The sequence below is a fragment of the Stenotrophomonas sp. STEN013 genome, from assembly GCF_056760355.1.
The window spans coordinates 179,459-194,952 of sequence record NZ_JBRREO010000003.1 but is presented as its reverse complement, the minus strand read 5'-3'; the positions used below and the strand labels follow the sequence as shown (position 1 = coordinate 194,952).

At 65.3% G+C, this 15,494-nt stretch carries 15 protein-coding genes and 1 tRNA gene; 13 read left to right on the top strand and 3 right to left on the bottom strand.

Features of this window, described 5'->3' with window-relative positions; genetic code table 11:
* Positions 1 to 25: 25 nt before the first annotated feature.
* A complete protein-coding gene (locus ACVOMH_RS08785; protein WP_054658898.1) occupies positions 26 to 301 on the bottom strand; it encodes a polyhydroxyalkanoic acid system family protein in 276 nt (91 codons plus the stop codon).
* Positions 302 to 421: 120 nt separating this feature from the next.
* On the opposite strand from ACVOMH_RS08785, the gene ACVOMH_RS08780 reads away from it, so the two are divergent.
* The 4 genes from ACVOMH_RS08780 to aroA all read left to right on the top strand — a co-directional run bounded on the left by ACVOMH_RS08780 (position 422) and on the right by aroA (position 5,155).
* Entirely contained in the window at positions 422 to 1,225 is an 804-nt protein-coding gene (locus ACVOMH_RS08780) for an FHA domain-containing protein (RefSeq protein WP_481551692.1), read from the top strand.
* Positions 1,226 to 1,366: 141 nt separating this feature from the next.
* The gene (gene serC / locus ACVOMH_RS08775) at positions 1,367 to 2,452 is read left to right on the top strand and encodes a 3-phosphoserine/phosphohydroxythreonine transaminase (protein ID WP_481551691.1); all 1,086 of its coding nucleotides are present in this window, start codon (positions 1,367 to 1,369) and stop codon (positions 2,450 to 2,452) included.
* Between the two features lie 54 nt (positions 2,453 to 2,506).
* Positions 2,507 to 3,706, top strand: coding sequence for a prephenate dehydratase (pheA, locus tag ACVOMH_RS08770; RefSeq protein ID WP_481551690.1), 1,200 nt, complete (start codon positions 2,507 to 2,509; stop codon positions 3,704 to 3,706).
* Positions 3,707 to 3,841: 135 nt separating this feature from the next.
* Complete coding sequence (gene aroA, locus ACVOMH_RS08765) at positions 3,842 to 5,155, top strand: 3-phosphoshikimate 1-carboxyvinyltransferase (protein ID WP_481551689.1); 1,314 nt, start codon at positions 3,842 to 3,844, stop codon at positions 5,153 to 5,155.
* A 111-nt stretch (positions 5,156 to 5,266) separates the two neighbouring features.
* Here the strand turns inward: aroA and ACVOMH_RS08760 are convergent, their stop codons facing one another.
* Positions 5,267 to 5,929 carry an energy transducer TonB gene (locus ACVOMH_RS08760; RefSeq protein ID WP_481551688.1) on the bottom strand — a complete coding sequence of 221 codons (663 nt, stop codon included), beginning with the start codon at positions 5,927 to 5,929 and terminating at the stop codon, positions 5,267 to 5,269.
* Between the two features lie 113 nt (positions 5,930 to 6,042).
* Here ACVOMH_RS08760 and serS point away from each other — a divergent pair, with 113 nt between their 5' ends.
* The 6 genes from serS (at position 6,043) to ACVOMH_RS08730 (ending at position 10,775) form a co-directional block, all read left to right on the top strand.
* Complete coding sequence (serS, locus tag ACVOMH_RS08755) at positions 6,043 to 7,320, top strand: serine--tRNA ligase (RefSeq protein ID WP_481523904.1); 1,278 nt, start codon at positions 6,043 to 6,045, stop codon at positions 7,318 to 7,320.
* Between the two features lie 197 nt (positions 7,321 to 7,517).
* Positions 7,518 to 8,510 (top strand): LysR substrate-binding domain-containing protein, encoded by a 993-nt coding sequence (locus ACVOMH_RS08750; protein WP_481523903.1) that lies wholly within the window; start codon positions 7,518 to 7,520, stop codon positions 8,508 to 8,510.
* A gap of 68 nt (positions 8,511 to 8,578) precedes the next feature.
* Positions 8,579 to 8,668 (top strand) — tRNA-Ser (locus tag ACVOMH_RS08745).
* Between the two features lie 74 nt (positions 8,669 to 8,742).
* Positions 8,743 to 9,249: a tRNA adenosine(34) deaminase TadA gene (gene tadA / locus ACVOMH_RS08740; protein WP_481551827.1), complete on the top strand. Its 507-nt coding sequence runs from the start codon at positions 8,743 to 8,745 to the stop codon at positions 9,247 to 9,249.
* 90 nt (positions 9,250 to 9,339) lie between these two features.
* Positions 9,340 to 9,915, top strand: a complete 576-nt coding sequence (gene orn, locus ACVOMH_RS08735) for an oligoribonuclease (RefSeq protein ID WP_481551687.1) — start codon at positions 9,340 to 9,342, stop codon at positions 9,913 to 9,915.
* 5 nt (positions 9,916 to 9,920) lie between these two features.
* Positions 9,921 to 10,775, top strand: coding sequence for an EcsC family protein (locus tag ACVOMH_RS08730; protein WP_481551686.1), 855 nt, complete (start codon positions 9,921 to 9,923; stop codon positions 10,773 to 10,775).
* Between the two features lie 129 nt (positions 10,776 to 10,904).
* Here ACVOMH_RS08730 and ppsA read toward each other — a convergent pair whose 3' ends face one another.
* Positions 10,905 to 13,280 carry a phosphoenolpyruvate synthase gene (ppsA, locus tag ACVOMH_RS08725; RefSeq protein WP_481551685.1) on the bottom strand — a complete coding sequence of 792 codons (2,376 nt, stop codon included), beginning with the start codon at positions 13,278 to 13,280 and terminating at the stop codon, positions 10,905 to 10,907.
* Between the two features lie 195 nt (positions 13,281 to 13,475).
* On the opposite strand from ppsA, the gene ppsR reads away from it, so the two are divergent.
* Genes ppsR through ACVOMH_RS08710 form a run of 3 tightly spaced genes read left to right on the top strand, consistent with a single transcriptional unit; the run spans position 13,476 to position 15,409 of the window.
* The gene (ppsR, locus tag ACVOMH_RS08720) at positions 13,476 to 14,297 is read left to right on the top strand and encodes a posphoenolpyruvate synthetase regulatory kinase/phosphorylase PpsR (protein WP_054657634.1); all 822 of its coding nucleotides are present in this window, start codon (positions 13,476 to 13,478) and stop codon (positions 14,295 to 14,297) included.
* A 59-nt stretch (positions 14,298 to 14,356) separates the two neighbouring features.
* The gene (locus ACVOMH_RS08715; RefSeq protein ID WP_054657635.1) at positions 14,357 to 14,866 is read left to right on the top strand and encodes a DUF1249 domain-containing protein; all 510 of its coding nucleotides are present in this window, start codon (positions 14,357 to 14,359) and stop codon (positions 14,864 to 14,866) included.
* Positions 14,867 to 14,920: 54 nt separating this feature from the next.
* A complete protein-coding gene (locus ACVOMH_RS08710) occupies positions 14,921 to 15,409 on the top strand; it encodes an NUDIX hydrolase (protein WP_481551684.1) in 489 nt (162 codons plus the stop codon).
* The last annotated feature ends 85 nt before the right edge of the window (positions 15,410 to 15,494 follow it).

Below are 15,494 nucleotides of genomic sequence, written 5' to 3'. Positions count from 1 at the left end.
CGTGCATTGCGTGAGGGCGCCGGGTTCAGCCGAGTTTTTCCGCCAGCACCCGTTGGATCTCCGATTCCACCATGCCCTTCATGGCCGACAGCAGAAAGCCCAGCTCGGCTTTCACCCGCACCGCGCCCGGCAGCAGTTCGATGGCGCCATCAACCCCGGAGCGGACGAAATACAGGGTCTGGCCCTCCCAGCGGGCGGTCACTTCAAAACGCTCTTCCAGCTTCTGGGCGACTTCTGCGATGGCGGTGCGCGCGCCTTCGTCGGACAGGGAATGGGGGTGACGGATATCAATGGTGGACATGGAGAGGCTCCCGGCGGACCGGCGATAAAGACAAGGTGCGGCATTGTGCGGACTGTGGCGACGCAGTCCAAGTCCCGCGGCCATCTTCTGCATGTCCGGGTGAACTGATAATCTGCGACAGTGCGCACACTGCAAGTCCACTTCAGCAACCGTCAGCAACCCGATCAGCCTCTGAAGCCGGGCGTGCAGCGTATCGTCCGTCACGCGACCGGCCAGGTCGGCCTCGGGGATGACCGTGTCGGCCCTCTGTTGCTCGCGCAGTTCTGCGTGGACCAGCGCGGGGTGTGGCTGCAGGTGGCCAGTGGCACCCGTGGCATCCATGTCAACGGCCGGCCGGTCCGGCGCATGGCGTTGCTGCGGGCCGGGGATGCGGTCTATGCCGACGGTGCCGAGATGCTGTTGCGCGGGGAATGCGAGCCGGTGACACACCCGCCCGCGCCACAGGCCGCCAGCGACGAAGACATGCGCGTGCTGCTGCGCGGTGTGGGCGGGCGCTATCACGGCCGCTGCTTCACGCTGGACCAGCCGCGTACGATCGGCGGCGATCCGCACAGCGATATTCTCATCGATGAGCCGGCTTTCGCCGACAGTCATGCGCGGCTGGAGCGCCACGGCGAGAAAGTGCTGTTGCGTGATCTGGGCTCGGCCGAGGGAACCCAGGTCAACGGGGTGACTGTGCGGCATTGCTGGCTGCAGGCCGGCGATCAGCTGGTGTTCGAAGGCAACCACCGGTTTGTGCTTGAAGTGCCGTTGAACCCGCGCATTCCGGCAAGCCTCTTTCCGCAAAGCGAGGAGCGCGAGACGGCCGAGCCGGCTGATGCGCCGATGCCGGAGCGGCGCCCGCGGCGCTGGCCATGGCTGCTGCTCAGTGCGCTGTTGCTGGGTGCCGCGATCAGCGCGCTGCTGCTGTTCGGCGCCCGCTGATTAGGCGCGCTGGCGGTGCGTGATCCGCATCGCCGGGGCGATCCGGATCGCCGCTGCAGATGCATGCAAATGCAACTTTTTTAGCGTCCCCCAAGCCTGCTGCGCTGCGGCATACTAGGCCTTCAGCCCAGCAGGTGTGATATGACGCGCGCATTCAATTTCAGTGCCGGTCCCGCGACGTTGCCCGAAACGGTTCTGCGCCAGGCGCAGGCGGAAATGTTGGAATGGAACGGCGTGGGCGCGTCCATTGTCGAGATCAGTCACCGCAGCGCCGATTTCATGGCCGTCGCGGCCCAGGCAGACGCCGACCTGCGCACGCTGATCGGCATTCCCGATGACTATGCCGTGCTGTTTCTGGGCGGCGGCGCCACCACCCAGCAGGCGTTGCTGCCGTTGAATTTCGCCGCGCCCGGCCAGCGCGTGGACTATGTGCTTACCGGCCACTGGGGCAAGACCGCGGTGAAGCAGGCCCGGCCCTACGTGGATGTGAACATCGCCGCCAGCAGTGAGGCCGGCGGCTTCCGTGACATTCCGGCGCGCGCGCAGTGGCAGCTGTCCAACGATGCGGCCTACGTGCACATCACCGCCAATGAAACCATCCACGGCGTCGAGTTCCGCGACGTCCCGGACGTGGGCGGGGTGCCGCTGATCGCCGATTTCAGTTCCTCGATCGCCTCCGAGCCGATCGATGTGTCGCGTTACGGGGTGATCTATGCCGGTGCGCAGAAGAACCTGGGGCCGGTCGGGATCACGGTGGTCATCATCCGTCGCGACCTGCTCGAGCGCGCCGGCCAGCCGCGCGCGGACATCTTCGACTACCGCTCGCACGTGGCCCGCGACTCGATGCTCAACACGCCGCCGACCTGGAACTGGTATCTGGCGGGGCTGATGTTCAAGTGGATGCTGGCGCAGGGCGGGGTGGAGGCGTTCGCCCGCCTCAGCCAGGCCAAATCGACGTTGGTGTACGAGGCGATCGACAACTCCGGCGGCTTCTACCGCAACGACGTCGCCGCGGCCGTGCGCTCGCGGATGAACATCCCGTTCTTCCTGCCCGATGACGAACTCAATGCGCGTTTCGTCAGCGAGTCCAAACGCGCCGGATTGCTCGCGCTGAAAGGTCACAACGCGGTCGGCGGCATCCGCGCCTCGCTGTACAACGCCATGCCGCTGGAAGGCGCGCAGGCGCTGGCGGCGTTCATGCGCGACTTCCAGCAGCGCAACGGCTGATTTTTCCCATTCCGCCGGGCGCACAGGCGCCGGCTCGTAACAGACGGTGATTCCATGGCTTCAAAGCCCCGTAAACCGGCAGCAGACGCTGCACCGCGCAGCACCAAGACCAAGAAAGCTGTTGTCAGCAAGAAGCCCAAAGCACTGAAGAAGGACACGCAGCCGGCCATCGCCGCGCCGGTACTGTCGGATGTGCGCGCCAAGATCGACCACATCGACCGCAGCATCCAGGCGCTGATCGCCGAGCGTGCACAGTTCGCCCACCAGGTCGGCAAGGCCAAGGGCAAGCTGGCCGCGGCCGTGGACTACTACCGGCCCGAGCGCGAGGCGCAGGTGCTGCGCATGGTGGTGGACCGCAACGAAGGCCCGCTCAGCGACGAGGTGCTGGTGCATGTCTATCGCGAGATCATGTCGGCCTGCCTTGCCCAGCAGGAGCCGCTGAAGGTCGGTTACCTCGGGCCGGAAGGCACGTTCACCCAGCAGGCGATGCTCAAGCATTTCGGCCGCTCGGCCCTGGGCCTGCCGTTGTCGAGCATCGAGGAGGTGTTCCAGGAAGTGGAGGCCGGCAATGCCGACTTTGGCGTGGTGCCGGTGGAGAACTCCGGGCAGGGCACCATCCAGATCACCCTGGACATGTTCCTGACTTCCAACCTGAAGATCTGTGGCGAGGTCGAGCTGCGCGTGCAGCAGTACTTGATGTCGCGCACGGGCCGGCTGGAGGACATCGAGCGCATCTATGCCCACCCGCAGGCGTTCATGCAGACCTCGTCGTGGTTGCGCGCCAATCTGCCGAAGGTGGAAAAGCTGCCGGTGTCGAGCAACGCCGAGGGCGCGCGCCGTGCACGCAACGCCGATGACGCCGCGGCGATCGGTGGCGAGAGCGCCATCCATGCCTATGGCCTGAAGAAGGTCGTCACCAAACCGATCCAGAACGATGCCGACAACACCACCCGGTTCCTGGTGATCGGCCGCCAGATCTTCCCGTCCTCCGGCCACGACCGTACCTCGGTGCTGGTCTACATCCACGACAAGCCCGGCGCGCTGTTCGATGTGCTCAGCCCGTTCGCCCGCCACGGCATCAGCATGAACCGCATCGAATCGCGGCCCTCGCATCAGGCCAAGTGGGAGTACGGCTTCTTCATCGACCTGGCCGGCCATGTCGAGGATCCGGCGATGCAGGCCGCGCTGGCGGAGCTGCAGACCCATTCGGCGCAGATCAAGGTGCTCGGCTCCTATCCGGTGGCCGTGCCCTGACCGATGCCATCGGTGGCGCCCTGCTGGCGGCAGCTCCGCCGGCAGCTGTGCCGCCCTCCCTTTCGTTCTGATGGCCGGGGATTCCGGCTTTGATCGGCCCGCGCATTGGCGCGGGCGGCTACCACAGGAAGCAGCATGACCGATTCTCCGTACTGGATTGCACGCAAATGCTCGGCCCTGCAGGGCACGCTGGATATTCCCGGCGACAAGTCGGTCTCGCACCGGGCGGTGATGTTTGCCGCATTGGCGGACGGTGTCTCGCATATCGATGGCTTTCTCGAAGGCGAGGACACCCGCGCCACCGCCTCGATCTTTGCGCAGATGGGGGTGCGTTTTGAAACCCCGTCGCCCTCGCAGCGCATCGTGCATGGCGTGGGCGTGGATGGCCTGAAGGCGCCCCAGGGTGAGCTGGATTGCGGCAACGCCGGCACCGGCATGCGCCTGCTGGCGGGTCTGCTGGCCGGGCAGCCGTTCGACACCACGCTGGTGGGCGATGCGTCGCTGTCCAAGCGGCCGATGCGTCGGGTGACCGGGCCGCTGGCAAAGATGGGCGCACGTATCGATACCCAGGCCGATGGCACGCCGCCGCTGCACATCCATGGCGGGCAGACTCTGCACGGCATCGACTACGAGCTGCCGGTGGCCAGCGCCCAGGTGAAGTCGGCGGTGCTGCTGGCCGGGCTGTATGCACAGGGCGAGACCTCGGTGGCCGAGCCGCATCCCACCCGCGACTACACCGAGCGCATGCTGCGCGCGTTCGGCGTCGAGATCGCGTTCTCCCCGGGCAGGGCGCGCCTGCGCGGCGGTCAGCGGTTGCGCGCGACCGATATCGCGGTCCCGGCGGACTTCTCCTCCTCGGCGTTCTTCATCGTCGCCGCCAGCATTATTCCGGGCTCCCAGGTGCGGCTGCGCTCGGTCGGACTCAATCCGCGCCGTACCGGTCTGCTGACCGCGTTGCGCCTGATGGGCGCGGACATCACCGAGGAGAACCATGCCGAGCATGGCGGCGAGCCGGTGGCGGATCTGGTGGTGCGTTACGCGCCGCTGCAGGGCGCGGAGATTCCCGAGTCGGTGGTGCCGGACATGATCGACGAGTTCCCGGCGCTGTTTGTCGCCGCTGCAGCAGCTTCTGGCCAGACCGTGGTGCGGGGTGCCGCCGAGCTGCGGGTCAAGGAGTCGGACCGTCTGGCGGCGATGGCCACCGGCCTGCGCTCACTGGGCCTGCGCGTGGATGAAACCGAGGATGGCGCCACGATCCACGGTGGCCCGCTGGGCAGTGGCACTATCGAAAGCCACGGCGATCACCGCATCTCGATGGCCTTTGCCATCGCCGGCCAGCTCAGTACCGGGGAGGTACGGATCAACGATGTAGCCAACGTGGCGACCTCTTTCCCGGGTTTTGACGAGCTTGCCAGCGGTGCCGGCTTCGGGCTCAGCGTCCTGTCCTGAAGTCATCCGGAATCCGGGCCGCACTGGCAACGGTGCGGCCCGGGCGCAAGCCGAACCCGGGTGCATCCCCGGAGCGGCATCCGCCGGGTTGGCGAATCTACGGAGTCCCGCTTACTGCGCGGGCTTGAAATCGAAGGGAATCTCCAGGGTTCCCTGCATCGGCTGCCCGTTGCTCTGCGCCGGCTGGAAACGCCAGTTGCGCACGGCGTCCAAGGCGGCGCGATCCAGATCACGCGAGCCGCTGCGCTGGATGATCTTCACATCCAGCGGCACACCGCGCGTATCGACCACCGCCTGCACCACGACTGTCCCGCTGTCGCCGCGACGCAGCGCTGCGGGCGGGTAGGTCGGGGCTGGACTCTGATCCGGCAGCGGCACGGGCCGGTCGGTCGGCGTGTCCGCGACTGGGGCAGGGGCCGTCTGGGCCGGTGGCGGAGCCGGTTCGGCTTCGACGATGGGTTGCGGTGGCGGGGGCGGTGCGGTTTCCACCAGCTGCGGCGCTTCTCCGGCCGCTTCCTGACGCGATTCGGGCATGTCGCTGGCGCCGGCACCGGCACCGGCAGGAAGTGGCGCGGGCAGCGGAGCGGGCTCGGCAACCTCCGTTTGCGGCTGGGCGGGGCCTGCACGGTAGAAATCATTGTTCCTGCGTGCGTTGAGCCAGACCACGAAAAACAGCAGGAGGCCTGCGCAAAAAGCGATACCGGCGATTTTCAGGCTGCTGCGCGGCAGCTGGAAGGTGACATTCTGCTCGGAGCGGGAACTGTGTGCTGACATGGACTGGGCCCGTTTCAAGTGGCCGATTCTTGCACAGGAACAATGAATCGCGCGGCAGAGAATGGCGGTTCGGGCGATAATCGCACTCCACACCCGTACACAGTGCCGCCTCCATGCTTGATCCCGCCCTTCTTCGCCAGCAGCCCGCCGAACTTGCCGAACGCCTGCGTGTCACACGCGGCTACGATCTGGATGTGGCGGCGTTTGAAGCCCTCGAGGCTGATCGCAAGCGTATCCAAGTGCGCACCCAGGAACTGCAGAGCCTGCGCAACAGCCGCTCCAAGGCGATCGGCCATGCCAAGGCCAAGGGGGAAGACGTCTCGGCGATCATGGCCGAGGTGGCGGCGTTTGCCGATGAGCTGAAGGCTTCGGAAATCCAGCTGGACGAGCTGCGCGAGAAGATCGAAGCACTGTCGCTGGGCATTCCCAATGTGCCGGCCGACGACGTACCGCTTGGCAAGGATGAAAGCGAGAACGTGGAGCAGCTGCGCTGGGGCACGCCGCGCGCGTTCGACTTTCCGGTGCTGGACCATGTCGAGCTCGGCGCGCGCAACCACGGGCTGGACGCGGAAACCGCTGCCAAGCTCTCCGGGGCGCGCTTCACCGTGCTGCGTGGCCAGGTCGCGCGCCTGCACCGTGCACTGGGGCAGTTCATGCTGGATCTGCACGTCAATGCCCACGGCTACGAGGAAACCAACGTGCCGGTGCTGGTCAATGCCGATTCGCTGCGCGGTACCGGCCAGCTGCCCAAGTTCGAGGAGGATCTGTTCAAGACCACGCTGGGCGAATCCACCCGCTATCTGATTCCGACCTCCGAAGTGCCGCTGAGCAACATCGTCCGCGACGAGATCATCGATGGCGAGCGCCTGCCGCTGCGCATGACCGCCCATTCGATGTGCTTCCGTTCCGAGGCCGGCAGCGGCGGTCGCGACGTGCGCGGCATGATCCGCCAGCACCAGTTCGAGAAGGTCGAACTGGTCAGCATCTGCAAGCCCGAAGACAGCGAAGCCGAACACCAGCGCATGACCGGGTGCGCCGAAGCCGTGCTGCAGCAGCTGGGCTTGCCGTACCGCAAGGTGCTGCTGTGCACCGGCGACATGGGTTTCTCGGCGATCAAGACCTATGACCTGGAAGTCTGGCTGCCGTCGCAGCAGACCTATCGCGAGATTTCCTCGTGCTCCAACTGCGGTGATTTCCAGGCCCGCCGCATGCAGGCACGCTGGCGCAATGCCGCCGGCAAGCCGGAGCTGGCACACACCCTGAACGGCTCGGGTGTGGCGGTGGGGCGGGCGATGATCGCGGTGATGGAGAACTACCAGAACGCGGACGGCTCCATCACGGTTCCGGACGTGCTGCGTGCGTACATGGGCGGAATCGAGCGCATCGGCTGAGCCCGCCGTATCGGCCCGAATTAACAAAGAGCCCGCCGTGATGCGGGCTTTTTTGTGACCGCCAGCTTCGGGCTCGAGACCACTCGCTGGAGGATGGCGGTCAATCCGCCAAATACAGGACCGTTTGAGGATTGATTTGCAGATTCGGGACAAAGGTGTTTGAATTCCACCACTCGTTCTATTTGTGGAATTACCCCATGCAGGATCTCAACGACCTCTACTACTTCGCGATGGTCGTGGACCACGGCGGTTTCGCCGCGGCGGAGCGCGCGTTGGGTATCCCCAAATCCCGCCTGAGCCGGCGCATCAGCCAGCTGGAAACCGAACTGGGCGTGCGCCTGCTGCAGCGCTCCACCCGCCGCTTCGCCGTCACCGATGTCGGCATGAGCGTGCATCGCCATGCGCAGACCATGCTGGCCGAGGCGCAGGCCGCACGCGAGGTGGTGGATCGGCTCAGTGCCGAGCCGCGCGGGCTGGTCCGTGCCAGCGTTCCGGTGTCGCTGGCGCAGATGCAACTGCCGCGCCTGCTGCCTAGATTCCTCGAGCAATACCCGAAGGTGCGACTGCAGCTCAATATCAGCAACCGCCGGGTGGACATCATCAACGAGGGCTATGACGTCGCCCTGCGCGTGCGTTCGCGGCTGGATGACGATGGCAGCCTGGTGATGCGCAGCTTCGGCCAGGTGCAGGAGCTGCTGGTCGCAAGTCCCGCCTATCTGGATCGCGCCGGTCGCCCGGCCACCCCGGAGGAGCTGGCCAGCCATGTCACCCTGAGCATCAGCGAGGACGAGGCGCGCCAACGCTGGGAACTGCATGGCCCCAACGGGGCGGTCAGCCGCGTGGACCTGCAGCCGCGGGTGGCCGGCTTTGATTTCCCGCTGCTGCAGTCGATGGTGAAAGACGGCTTCGGCATCACCATGCTGCCGGAAACCGTGTGCGCCGAGGCCGTGCGCAACGGCGAGCTGGAGGTGGTGCTGCCGGACTGGTCGCTGCCGCAGGGCATCTGCCATGCGGTGTTCGCCTCGCGCCGCGGCCTGCTGCCGGCAGTGCGCGTGTTCATCGACTTCCTCGCCGAACACCTGCCGCCGGAACTGGAGGCCTCGCGGCTGGATTGCGGTGGCGCCTGCGAGCGGGCCAAGGAAAAGATCCGCGCCTCGACAATCGGCGCGCTCGCCGTGGACGCGGGTTGAACAAAAACGGTGCAGGCATGCGAGAATGCGCACCCGGATCGGCGCGGCTGGATCGCGCCGGACGACACGGGCAGATGGCCGAGCGGTTTAAGGCACCGGTCTTGAAAACCGGCGAAGGGTCAAACCTTCCGTGGGTTCGAATCCCACTCTGCCCGCCATAACCCTCCCGCCCTCCGTTTCTTGCGGGGTTCGGACCCTCTGGCGTCCGGAGCCAGGCACCGTGACTTCTGCGATGACCGACGATCTCAGCACCGCCCCGGTGGACGAGCACTGGATGCGCCATGCGCTGGCGCTGGCGGATCGTGCGCAACGCGAGTTCGATGAGATCCCGGTGGGCGCGGTGCTGGTCGGCAGTGATGGCCAGCTGCTGGGCGAGGGCTGGAACCTCAACATCATCAATCACGACCCCAGCGCCCACGCCGAGATCATGGCCATGCGCGAGGCCGGCAAGCAGCTGGGCAATCACCGTCTGATTGACTGCACCCTTTACGTCACGCTCGAGCCATGCGCGATGTGTGCGATGGCGCTGGTGCATGCACGGGTCGCGCGCGTGGTGTTCGCGGCCACCGACCCGAAGACGGGCGCGTGCGGCAGCGTGTTCGACCTGGTCGCCGATCCGCGCCACAACCACCGCGTACAGGTCTGCGGCGGGGTTCTGGCCAAAGACGCCAGCTTGCGCCTGACCAACTATTTCCGCGCCAAGCGCGGGCGTCCGTTGCTGTCGCCGGACGATATTTGACGCAGCGGTGCGTGGCGGCCTGCGTATCATGTGCGCCTGGATATTCCGGCCCGGCAAAGATATTGTCCGGCCCACTGCATGAGGTATTACATGGCGGAAAACAGCGCAGGCAACGACCGGTTGATCTGGATTGATCTGGAAATGACCGGGCTCGATACCGACAACGATTCGATCATCGAGATCGCCACCGTCGTCACCGACGCCCAGTTGAATGTGCTGGCTGAAGGGCCGGAGTTCGCCATCTCGCACCCGCTGGCGACGCTGGAAGCGATGGACGAGTGGAACCGCAACCAGCACCAGCGCTCGGGCCTGTGGCAACGCGTACTGGACAGCACCCTGACCCTGGGACAGGCCGAGGCGCAGACCATCGTGTTCCTGCAGGAGTGGATCAAGGCCGGTGCGTCCCCGATGTGTGGCAACTCGATCTGCCAGGACCGGCGCTTCCTGCACCGGCAGATGCCGCGACTGGAGAAATATTTCCACTACCGCAATCTGGATGTGTCCACGATCAAGGAGCTCGCCAAGCGCTGGGCCCCTTCAGTGGCCGCCGGGGTGAGCAAGACCTCCAGCCATACCGCGCTGAGTGATGTGAAGGACTCCATCGCCGAGCTGCGCCACTACCGGCAGTTCATGGGCGCGCTGGCGGGGTTGCCGGCCGCAGGCTGATTGGCATGAATGCCCCCGCGATCCGCCTGCAGGATGACGTCCACGACTGGGCCGACCTGCAGCGTGCGGTGGCGTTGCTGGAAGCGCCCACCCTGACGGCCAAGGTGGCCAATCTGGTAGGCTCGCCGTTGGAATTTGCCGTACGCAAGCTGCCGGCATCGGTGTCTTCCCGGATCCACAGTGTCACCGAGGCGGCCCTGTACAAAGCCGCGCAAACGGCGCTGTGGAGCATGGATCGCGAGCAACCGGGAAAAACGGCATCGCCGCGCCTGCACAAACTGGCGGCCGCTGCGTCCGGCGCGTTGGGGGGATTGGGCGGGCTGCCTGCATTGGCGGTGGAATTGCCCCTGTCGACGACGATCATCATGCGTGCGGTGGCCGATATCGCCCGCAGCGAAGGGTTCGACCTGAACGATTTCGCCACCCGCCAGGCCTGTCTGGAGGTGTTCGCACTGGGCGGCAATACCGGCAGGGATGACGCCAGCGAAACCGGCTATTACCTGGCGCGCGGCTTCACCACCGAAGTGATGCGGCATCTGTCGGCGGAGCTTGCCGGCACGGCGGTTGGCGGCGGCCACGGTGTAATCCTCGGCCTCGCTCCGAAGGAGGCGGGCAAGTGGCTGGCAAAGATCGTGGAGAAGATCGCCACCCGTTTCGGGGTTGTGGTCACGGAGAAATTCGCCGCACAGGCGGTGCCGATCATCGGCGCGGTCGCTGGCGCGACCTTGAACACCATGTTCACCAGTTACTACCAGGATATGGCGCGCGGCCACTTCATCGTCAGGCGGCTGGAGCGCAAATACGGTTTTGAACCGGTACGGCTGAGCTATCAGGCGCTGGCTGGTTACATGACGGGCTGAAGCCGGCAATACAGGCCTGCATTGGCAGCCGGCACTGGAAAATGGCGCCCCTGCAACACCGCATCGGCGGACGGCAGGCCAAAACAAAACCCCGCCGGAGCGGGGTTTTGTCTGTCAGGGCCAGGGAGGTCAGCTGTTGGCCTTGAGCTTGGCCAGGCGCAACCAGGTGTCGACCACCGTGTCCGGATTCAGCGACACCGACTCGATGCCTTCCTGCATCAGCCATTCGGCCAGATCCGGATGGTCGGACGGCCCCTGGCCGCAGATGCCGACGTACTTGCCCTTGGCGCGTGCGCTCTTGATGGCCATCGACAGCAGCTTCTTGACCGCCGGGTTCCGCTCATCGAACAGGTGGGCGACGATCGAGGAATCGCGATCCAGGCCCAGGGTGAGCTGGGTCAGGTCATTGGAGCCGATAGAAAAGCCGTCGAAGATCTCCAGGAACTCATCGGCCAGCAGCGCGTTGGACGGCACTTCGCACATCATGATGATCTTCAGGCCGTTCTCGCCCTGCTTCAGGCCATTGGCGGCGAGCACTTCCACCACCTTGCGGCCTTCTTCCAGGGTGCGCACGAACGGGATCATCACCCACAGGTTCTCCAGGCCCATCTCGTTGCGCACGCGCAACACGGCCTGGCATTCCAGCGCGAAGGCCTTGGAGAAGCTCGGGTCGACGTAGCGGCTGGCGCCGCGGAAGCCGATCATCGGGTTCTCTTCGTGCGGCTCGTAGTTGCTGCCGCCGATCAGGTTGGCGTACTCGTTGGACTTGAAGTCCGACAGGCGCACGATCACCGGATTCGGTGCGACCGAGGCGGTGAGGGTGGCTATACCCTCGGCCAGGCGGTCCACGTAGAAGCTCACCGGATCCTTGTAGCCGGCAATCTTCTCGTCGATCTTCTTGCGGGTGGCCGCATCCTGGCGGTCATATTCCAGCAGCGCATTCGGGTGGATGCCGATGTGGCTGGCGATGATCATTTCCAGTCGGGCCAGGCCGATGCCGGCATTGGGCAGCTGACCGAAGTCGAAGGCCCGTTCCGGGTTGGCCACGTTCATCATGATCTTGAGCGGTGCCGGCGGCATGTTCTCAAGGTCGGTGGTGGTGCGCTCGAAGGCCAGTTTGCCGGCGTAGATGAAGCCGGTATCGCCTTCGGCGCAGCTCACGGTCACTTCCTGGCCGTCCTGGATCAGGCTCAGCGCATTGCCGGTCCCGACCACGGCCGGAACGCCCAGCTCGCGGGCGATGATCGCCGCATGGCAGGTACGGCCGCCACGGTTGGTGACGATGGCCGAGGCGCGCTTCATTACCGGCTCCCAGTCGGGGTCGGTCATGTCAGCGACCAGTACGTCGCCGGGCTGCACGCGGTTCATGTCATCCAGCGAACGGACCACGCGGGCCACGCCGGCGCCGATCTTCTGGCCGATGGCACGGCCTTCAGCGATCACCTCACCCTTGGCCTGCAGCGCATAGCGCTCCATCTGGGTGGCCTTGGCACGCGATTTCACGGTTTCTGGGCGGGCCTGCACGATGAACAGCTTGCCGGATACCCCGTCCTTGGCCCACTCGATATCCATCGGGCGGCCGTAGTGCTTTTCGATGATCAGGGCCTGCTTGGACAGCTCCTGGACATCTTCATCGCTGATCGAGAAGGTGCCGCGCAGTTCCGCCGGGGTGTCCTCGATCTTGACGCGCTCGCCCGGGACGTCCGAATAAACCATGCGGATGGCCTTGGAGCCCAGCGAGCGGCGCAGGATCGCCGGCTTGCCGGCCGTCAGGGTGGGCTTGTAGACGTAGAACTCGTCCGGGTTGACCGCGCCTTGCACGACCATTTCACCCAGACCGAAGGACGAGGTCACAAACACCACGTCACGGAAACCGGACTCGGTGTCCAAGGTGAACAGCACGCCGGAAGCGCCAACACCCGAGCGCACCATCAGCTGCACACCGGCGGAGAGGAACACGTCCTCGTGCTTGAAGCCGTGATGCACGCGATAGGCGATGGCGCGGTCGTTGTACAGCGAGGCGAACACTTCCTTGACCTTGTGCACGACGTCGTCGGCCCCGGTCACGTTCAGGAAGGTTTCCTGCTGGCCGGCGAAGGACGCGTCGGGCAGATCTTCGGCGGTGGCCGAGGAGCGCACGGCCACGGCCACCTCACCGCCGCCGTTGTCGGCGCACAGTTTGGCGTAGGCGTCGCGGATGTCGGTGTCCAGCTGCGGCTGCAGCGGGGCATCGATGACCCAGCCGCGGATCTCCTTGCCGGCAGCGGTCAGCGCATTGACATCCTCGACGTCCAGCGTTGCCAGCTTGTCGAAGATGCGCTTGGACAGGTCGTTATGGGCGATGAAGTCCTTGAACGCTTCGGACGTCGTGGCATAACCACCGGGCACCGAGACACCCAAGCCGGCCAGGTTGCCGATCATCTCGCCGAGCGAGGAATTCTTGCCACCCACGCGGGCCAGGTCGGCCAGGCGCAGCTCATGCAACCACAGGATATTCTCGTTCAAGCGCGATGCTCCGTTGAGGCCATCGCCCGAGGCGGGCTTGGATGGCCACGTCCGTAGGAAGAAGCCAATATGATGCAGCGCACACCTGGGCGGCACAAGCTTGTGACAGCGCTTTGTCTTGTGCTTGTCTTTTCCGGGACAGGCGATGGCTGTCGGCCTGACCCGGGGTCATCATCACAACTTTGAGGAGCGGATATGGCGGCGATTCGTCCGGTTTTCTATGTTTCCGACGGCACCGGCATCACCGCCGAGACGGTGGGGCACAGTCTGTTGACCCAGTTCACAGGCTTCAGTTTCGTCACGGATCGCATGTCGTTCGTCGACGATGTCGACAAGGCGCACGACGCCGCCGCGCGCATCCGGGCCGCGGGAGAGCGCTACCAGGTGCGGCCGATCGTGATCAGTTCCTGCGTGGATTCCGACCTCGGCGCGATCCTGAACGAGAGCGGGGCGCTGGTGCTGGATGTGTTTGCGCCCTTTATCGGCCTGCTGGAAAGCGAGCTCGACGCCACCCGCCATTCGCGGGTGGGACAGGCGCACGGCATGGTCGATTTCGACACCTACCACCGCCGTATCAATGCGATGAACTACGCGCTCAGCCACGACGATGGCATCGCGGTGAACTACGATGAGGCCGACGTGATCCTGGTGGCGGTATCGCGCGCCGGCAAGACGCCGACCTGCATCTATCTGGCAATGCACTACGGCATCCGGGCGGCGAACTACCCGTTGACCGACGAGGATCTGGAGCATGACCGGCTGCCACCGCGGCTGCGTCCTTATCGCAGCAAGTTGTTCGGCCTGACCATCGATCCGGAACGGCTGCAGCAGATCCGCCAGGAGCGCCGGCCCAATTCGCGGTATGCCAGTGCGGAGACGTGCAAACGCGAGGTCGCCATGGCCGAGAAGATGTTCCGCGCCGAACGGATCCCGACGTTGAGCACCACCCATACCTCGATCGAGGAAATCTCCAGCAAAGTGCTGGGCACGCTGGGACTGCAACGGGAAATGTTCTGAAGCTCCCGCCGGGCAGCGCCATGCTGCCCGGTTCGCGGCACAGCGTGTAGGATCGAAACATGACCCGCGCACTGTCCCGCATCGACCGCATTCCCAAGCTGAGCCGTCTTGGCTGGCTGATGGGGCTGTATGCGGAAAACTATGTCCACCTGATGCGCCTGTTCGCACCGGATCACCTGCAGCCCGGCTGCCATGTGTCATCCATTGGCGATGGGCTGGACGTGCGGCTGGATGTCATCGAGTGCCACCGCTATACGGTCGAGCTGCGCATGACCTATGACATCTGCGACCCGCTGACCGGCGAGCCCGATCCTTCGGCCTATCTGCGGCTGTATCGGGACGCGCGCCAGGCCGAGACCACGCACTGCTATGTTGGCCGTCGCTGGCAGGACGTGATGGGGATGTACCCGCCAGCCGATGAGCTGATCAGCCATCGCCTGCGCATGAACACCTTTCTGGGCAAATGGCTGGAGTACCTGGCCGAGCGCGGTCATGGGGTGGCGACGTTGCAACGCTTCCCCGGCACCCCGCACGCGGCGCGCGATCCAGCCACGCTGCAGCACCGCTGAGCCGCGGGAGTGGATCGGTCATAATGGCCGACCCTGCCGGCCGTGACTCTGCTGATGCCTTATACCCCGATTCTCGCCACGCTTGGTTATGTGCTGTCGGCAGATGGCCGCCAGGCCTTGATGATCCATCGCAACACGCGCCCCGGCGACATCCACCTGGGCAAGTACAACGGGCTGGGCGGCAAGATGGAGCCTGATGAGGACATCTTGGCCTGCATGCACCGTGAGATCCGCGAGGAAGCGGGTATCGAGTGCGGCATCACGCGCCTGCGCGGGACTATCAGCTGGCCGGGCTTCGGCAAGCAGGGTGAGGACTGGTTTGCTTTCATTTTCGTCATCGACGATTACACCGGCACGCCGCTGGACGCCAATCCGGAAGGCACGCTGGAATGGGTGCCGGTCGACCAGCTCGAATCGCTGCCGCTGTGGGAGGGCGACCGCCACTTCCTGCCACTGGTGTTCGATAAGGATCCGCGCCCATTCCATGGCGTGATGCCCTACCGCGATGGACGTATGCAGTCATGGAGCTACACCCGGCTTTGAGTGGCAGCGCCGCGGTCCAGGGCGACTGTTCGTGCAAATAGCGAAGCGCGCATTCGCGAAATTCGCGTTAGGCTGATGCGGTTCC

Bases quoted from the DNA above. Each gene is read 5' to 3' on its own strand.
- ACVOMH_RS08785 (WP_054658898.1), bottom strand. From the start codon at position 301: ATGTCCACCATTGATATCCGTCACCCCCATTCCCTGTCCGACGAAGGC.
- aroA (WP_481551689.1), top strand. From the start codon at position 3,842: ATGACCGATTCTCCGTACTGGATTGCACGCAAATGCTCGGCCCTGCAG.
- serC (WP_481551691.1), top strand. From the start codon at position 1,367: ATGACGCGCGCATTCAATTTCAGTGCCGGTCCCGCGACGTTGCCCGAA.
- ACVOMH_RS08715 (WP_054657635.1), top strand. From the start codon at position 14,357: ATGACCCGCGCACTGTCCCGCATCGACCGCATTCCCAAGCTGAGCCGT.
- ACVOMH_RS08760 (WP_481551688.1), bottom strand. From the start codon at position 5,929: ATGTCAGCACACAGTTCCCGCTCCGAGCAGAATGTCACCTTCCAGCTG.
- ACVOMH_RS08750 (WP_481523903.1), top strand. From the start codon at position 7,518: ATGCAGGATCTCAACGACCTCTACTACTTCGCGATGGTCGTGGACCAC.
- ppsR (WP_054657634.1), top strand. From the start codon at position 13,476: ATGGCGGCGATTCGTCCGGTTTTCTATGTTTCCGACGGCACCGGCATC.
- serS (WP_481523904.1), top strand. From the start codon at position 6,043: ATGCTTGATCCCGCCCTTCTTCGCCAGCAGCCCGCCGAACTTGCCGAA.
- orn (WP_481551687.1), top strand. From the start codon at position 9,340: ATGGCGGAAAACAGCGCAGGCAACGACCGGTTGATCTGGATTGATCTG.
- ACVOMH_RS08730 (WP_481551686.1), top strand. From the start codon at position 9,921: ATGAATGCCCCCGCGATCCGCCTGCAGGATGACGTCCACGACTGGGCC.
- tadA (WP_481551827.1), top strand. From the start codon at position 8,743: ATGACCGACGATCTCAGCACCGCCCCGGTGGACGAGCACTGGATGCGC.
- pheA (WP_481551690.1), top strand. From the start codon at position 2,507: ATGGCTTCAAAGCCCCGTAAACCGGCAGCAGACGCTGCACCGCGCAGC.
- ACVOMH_RS08710 (WP_481551684.1), top strand. From the start codon at position 14,921: ATGCCTTATACCCCGATTCTCGCCACGCTTGGTTATGTGCTGTCGGCA.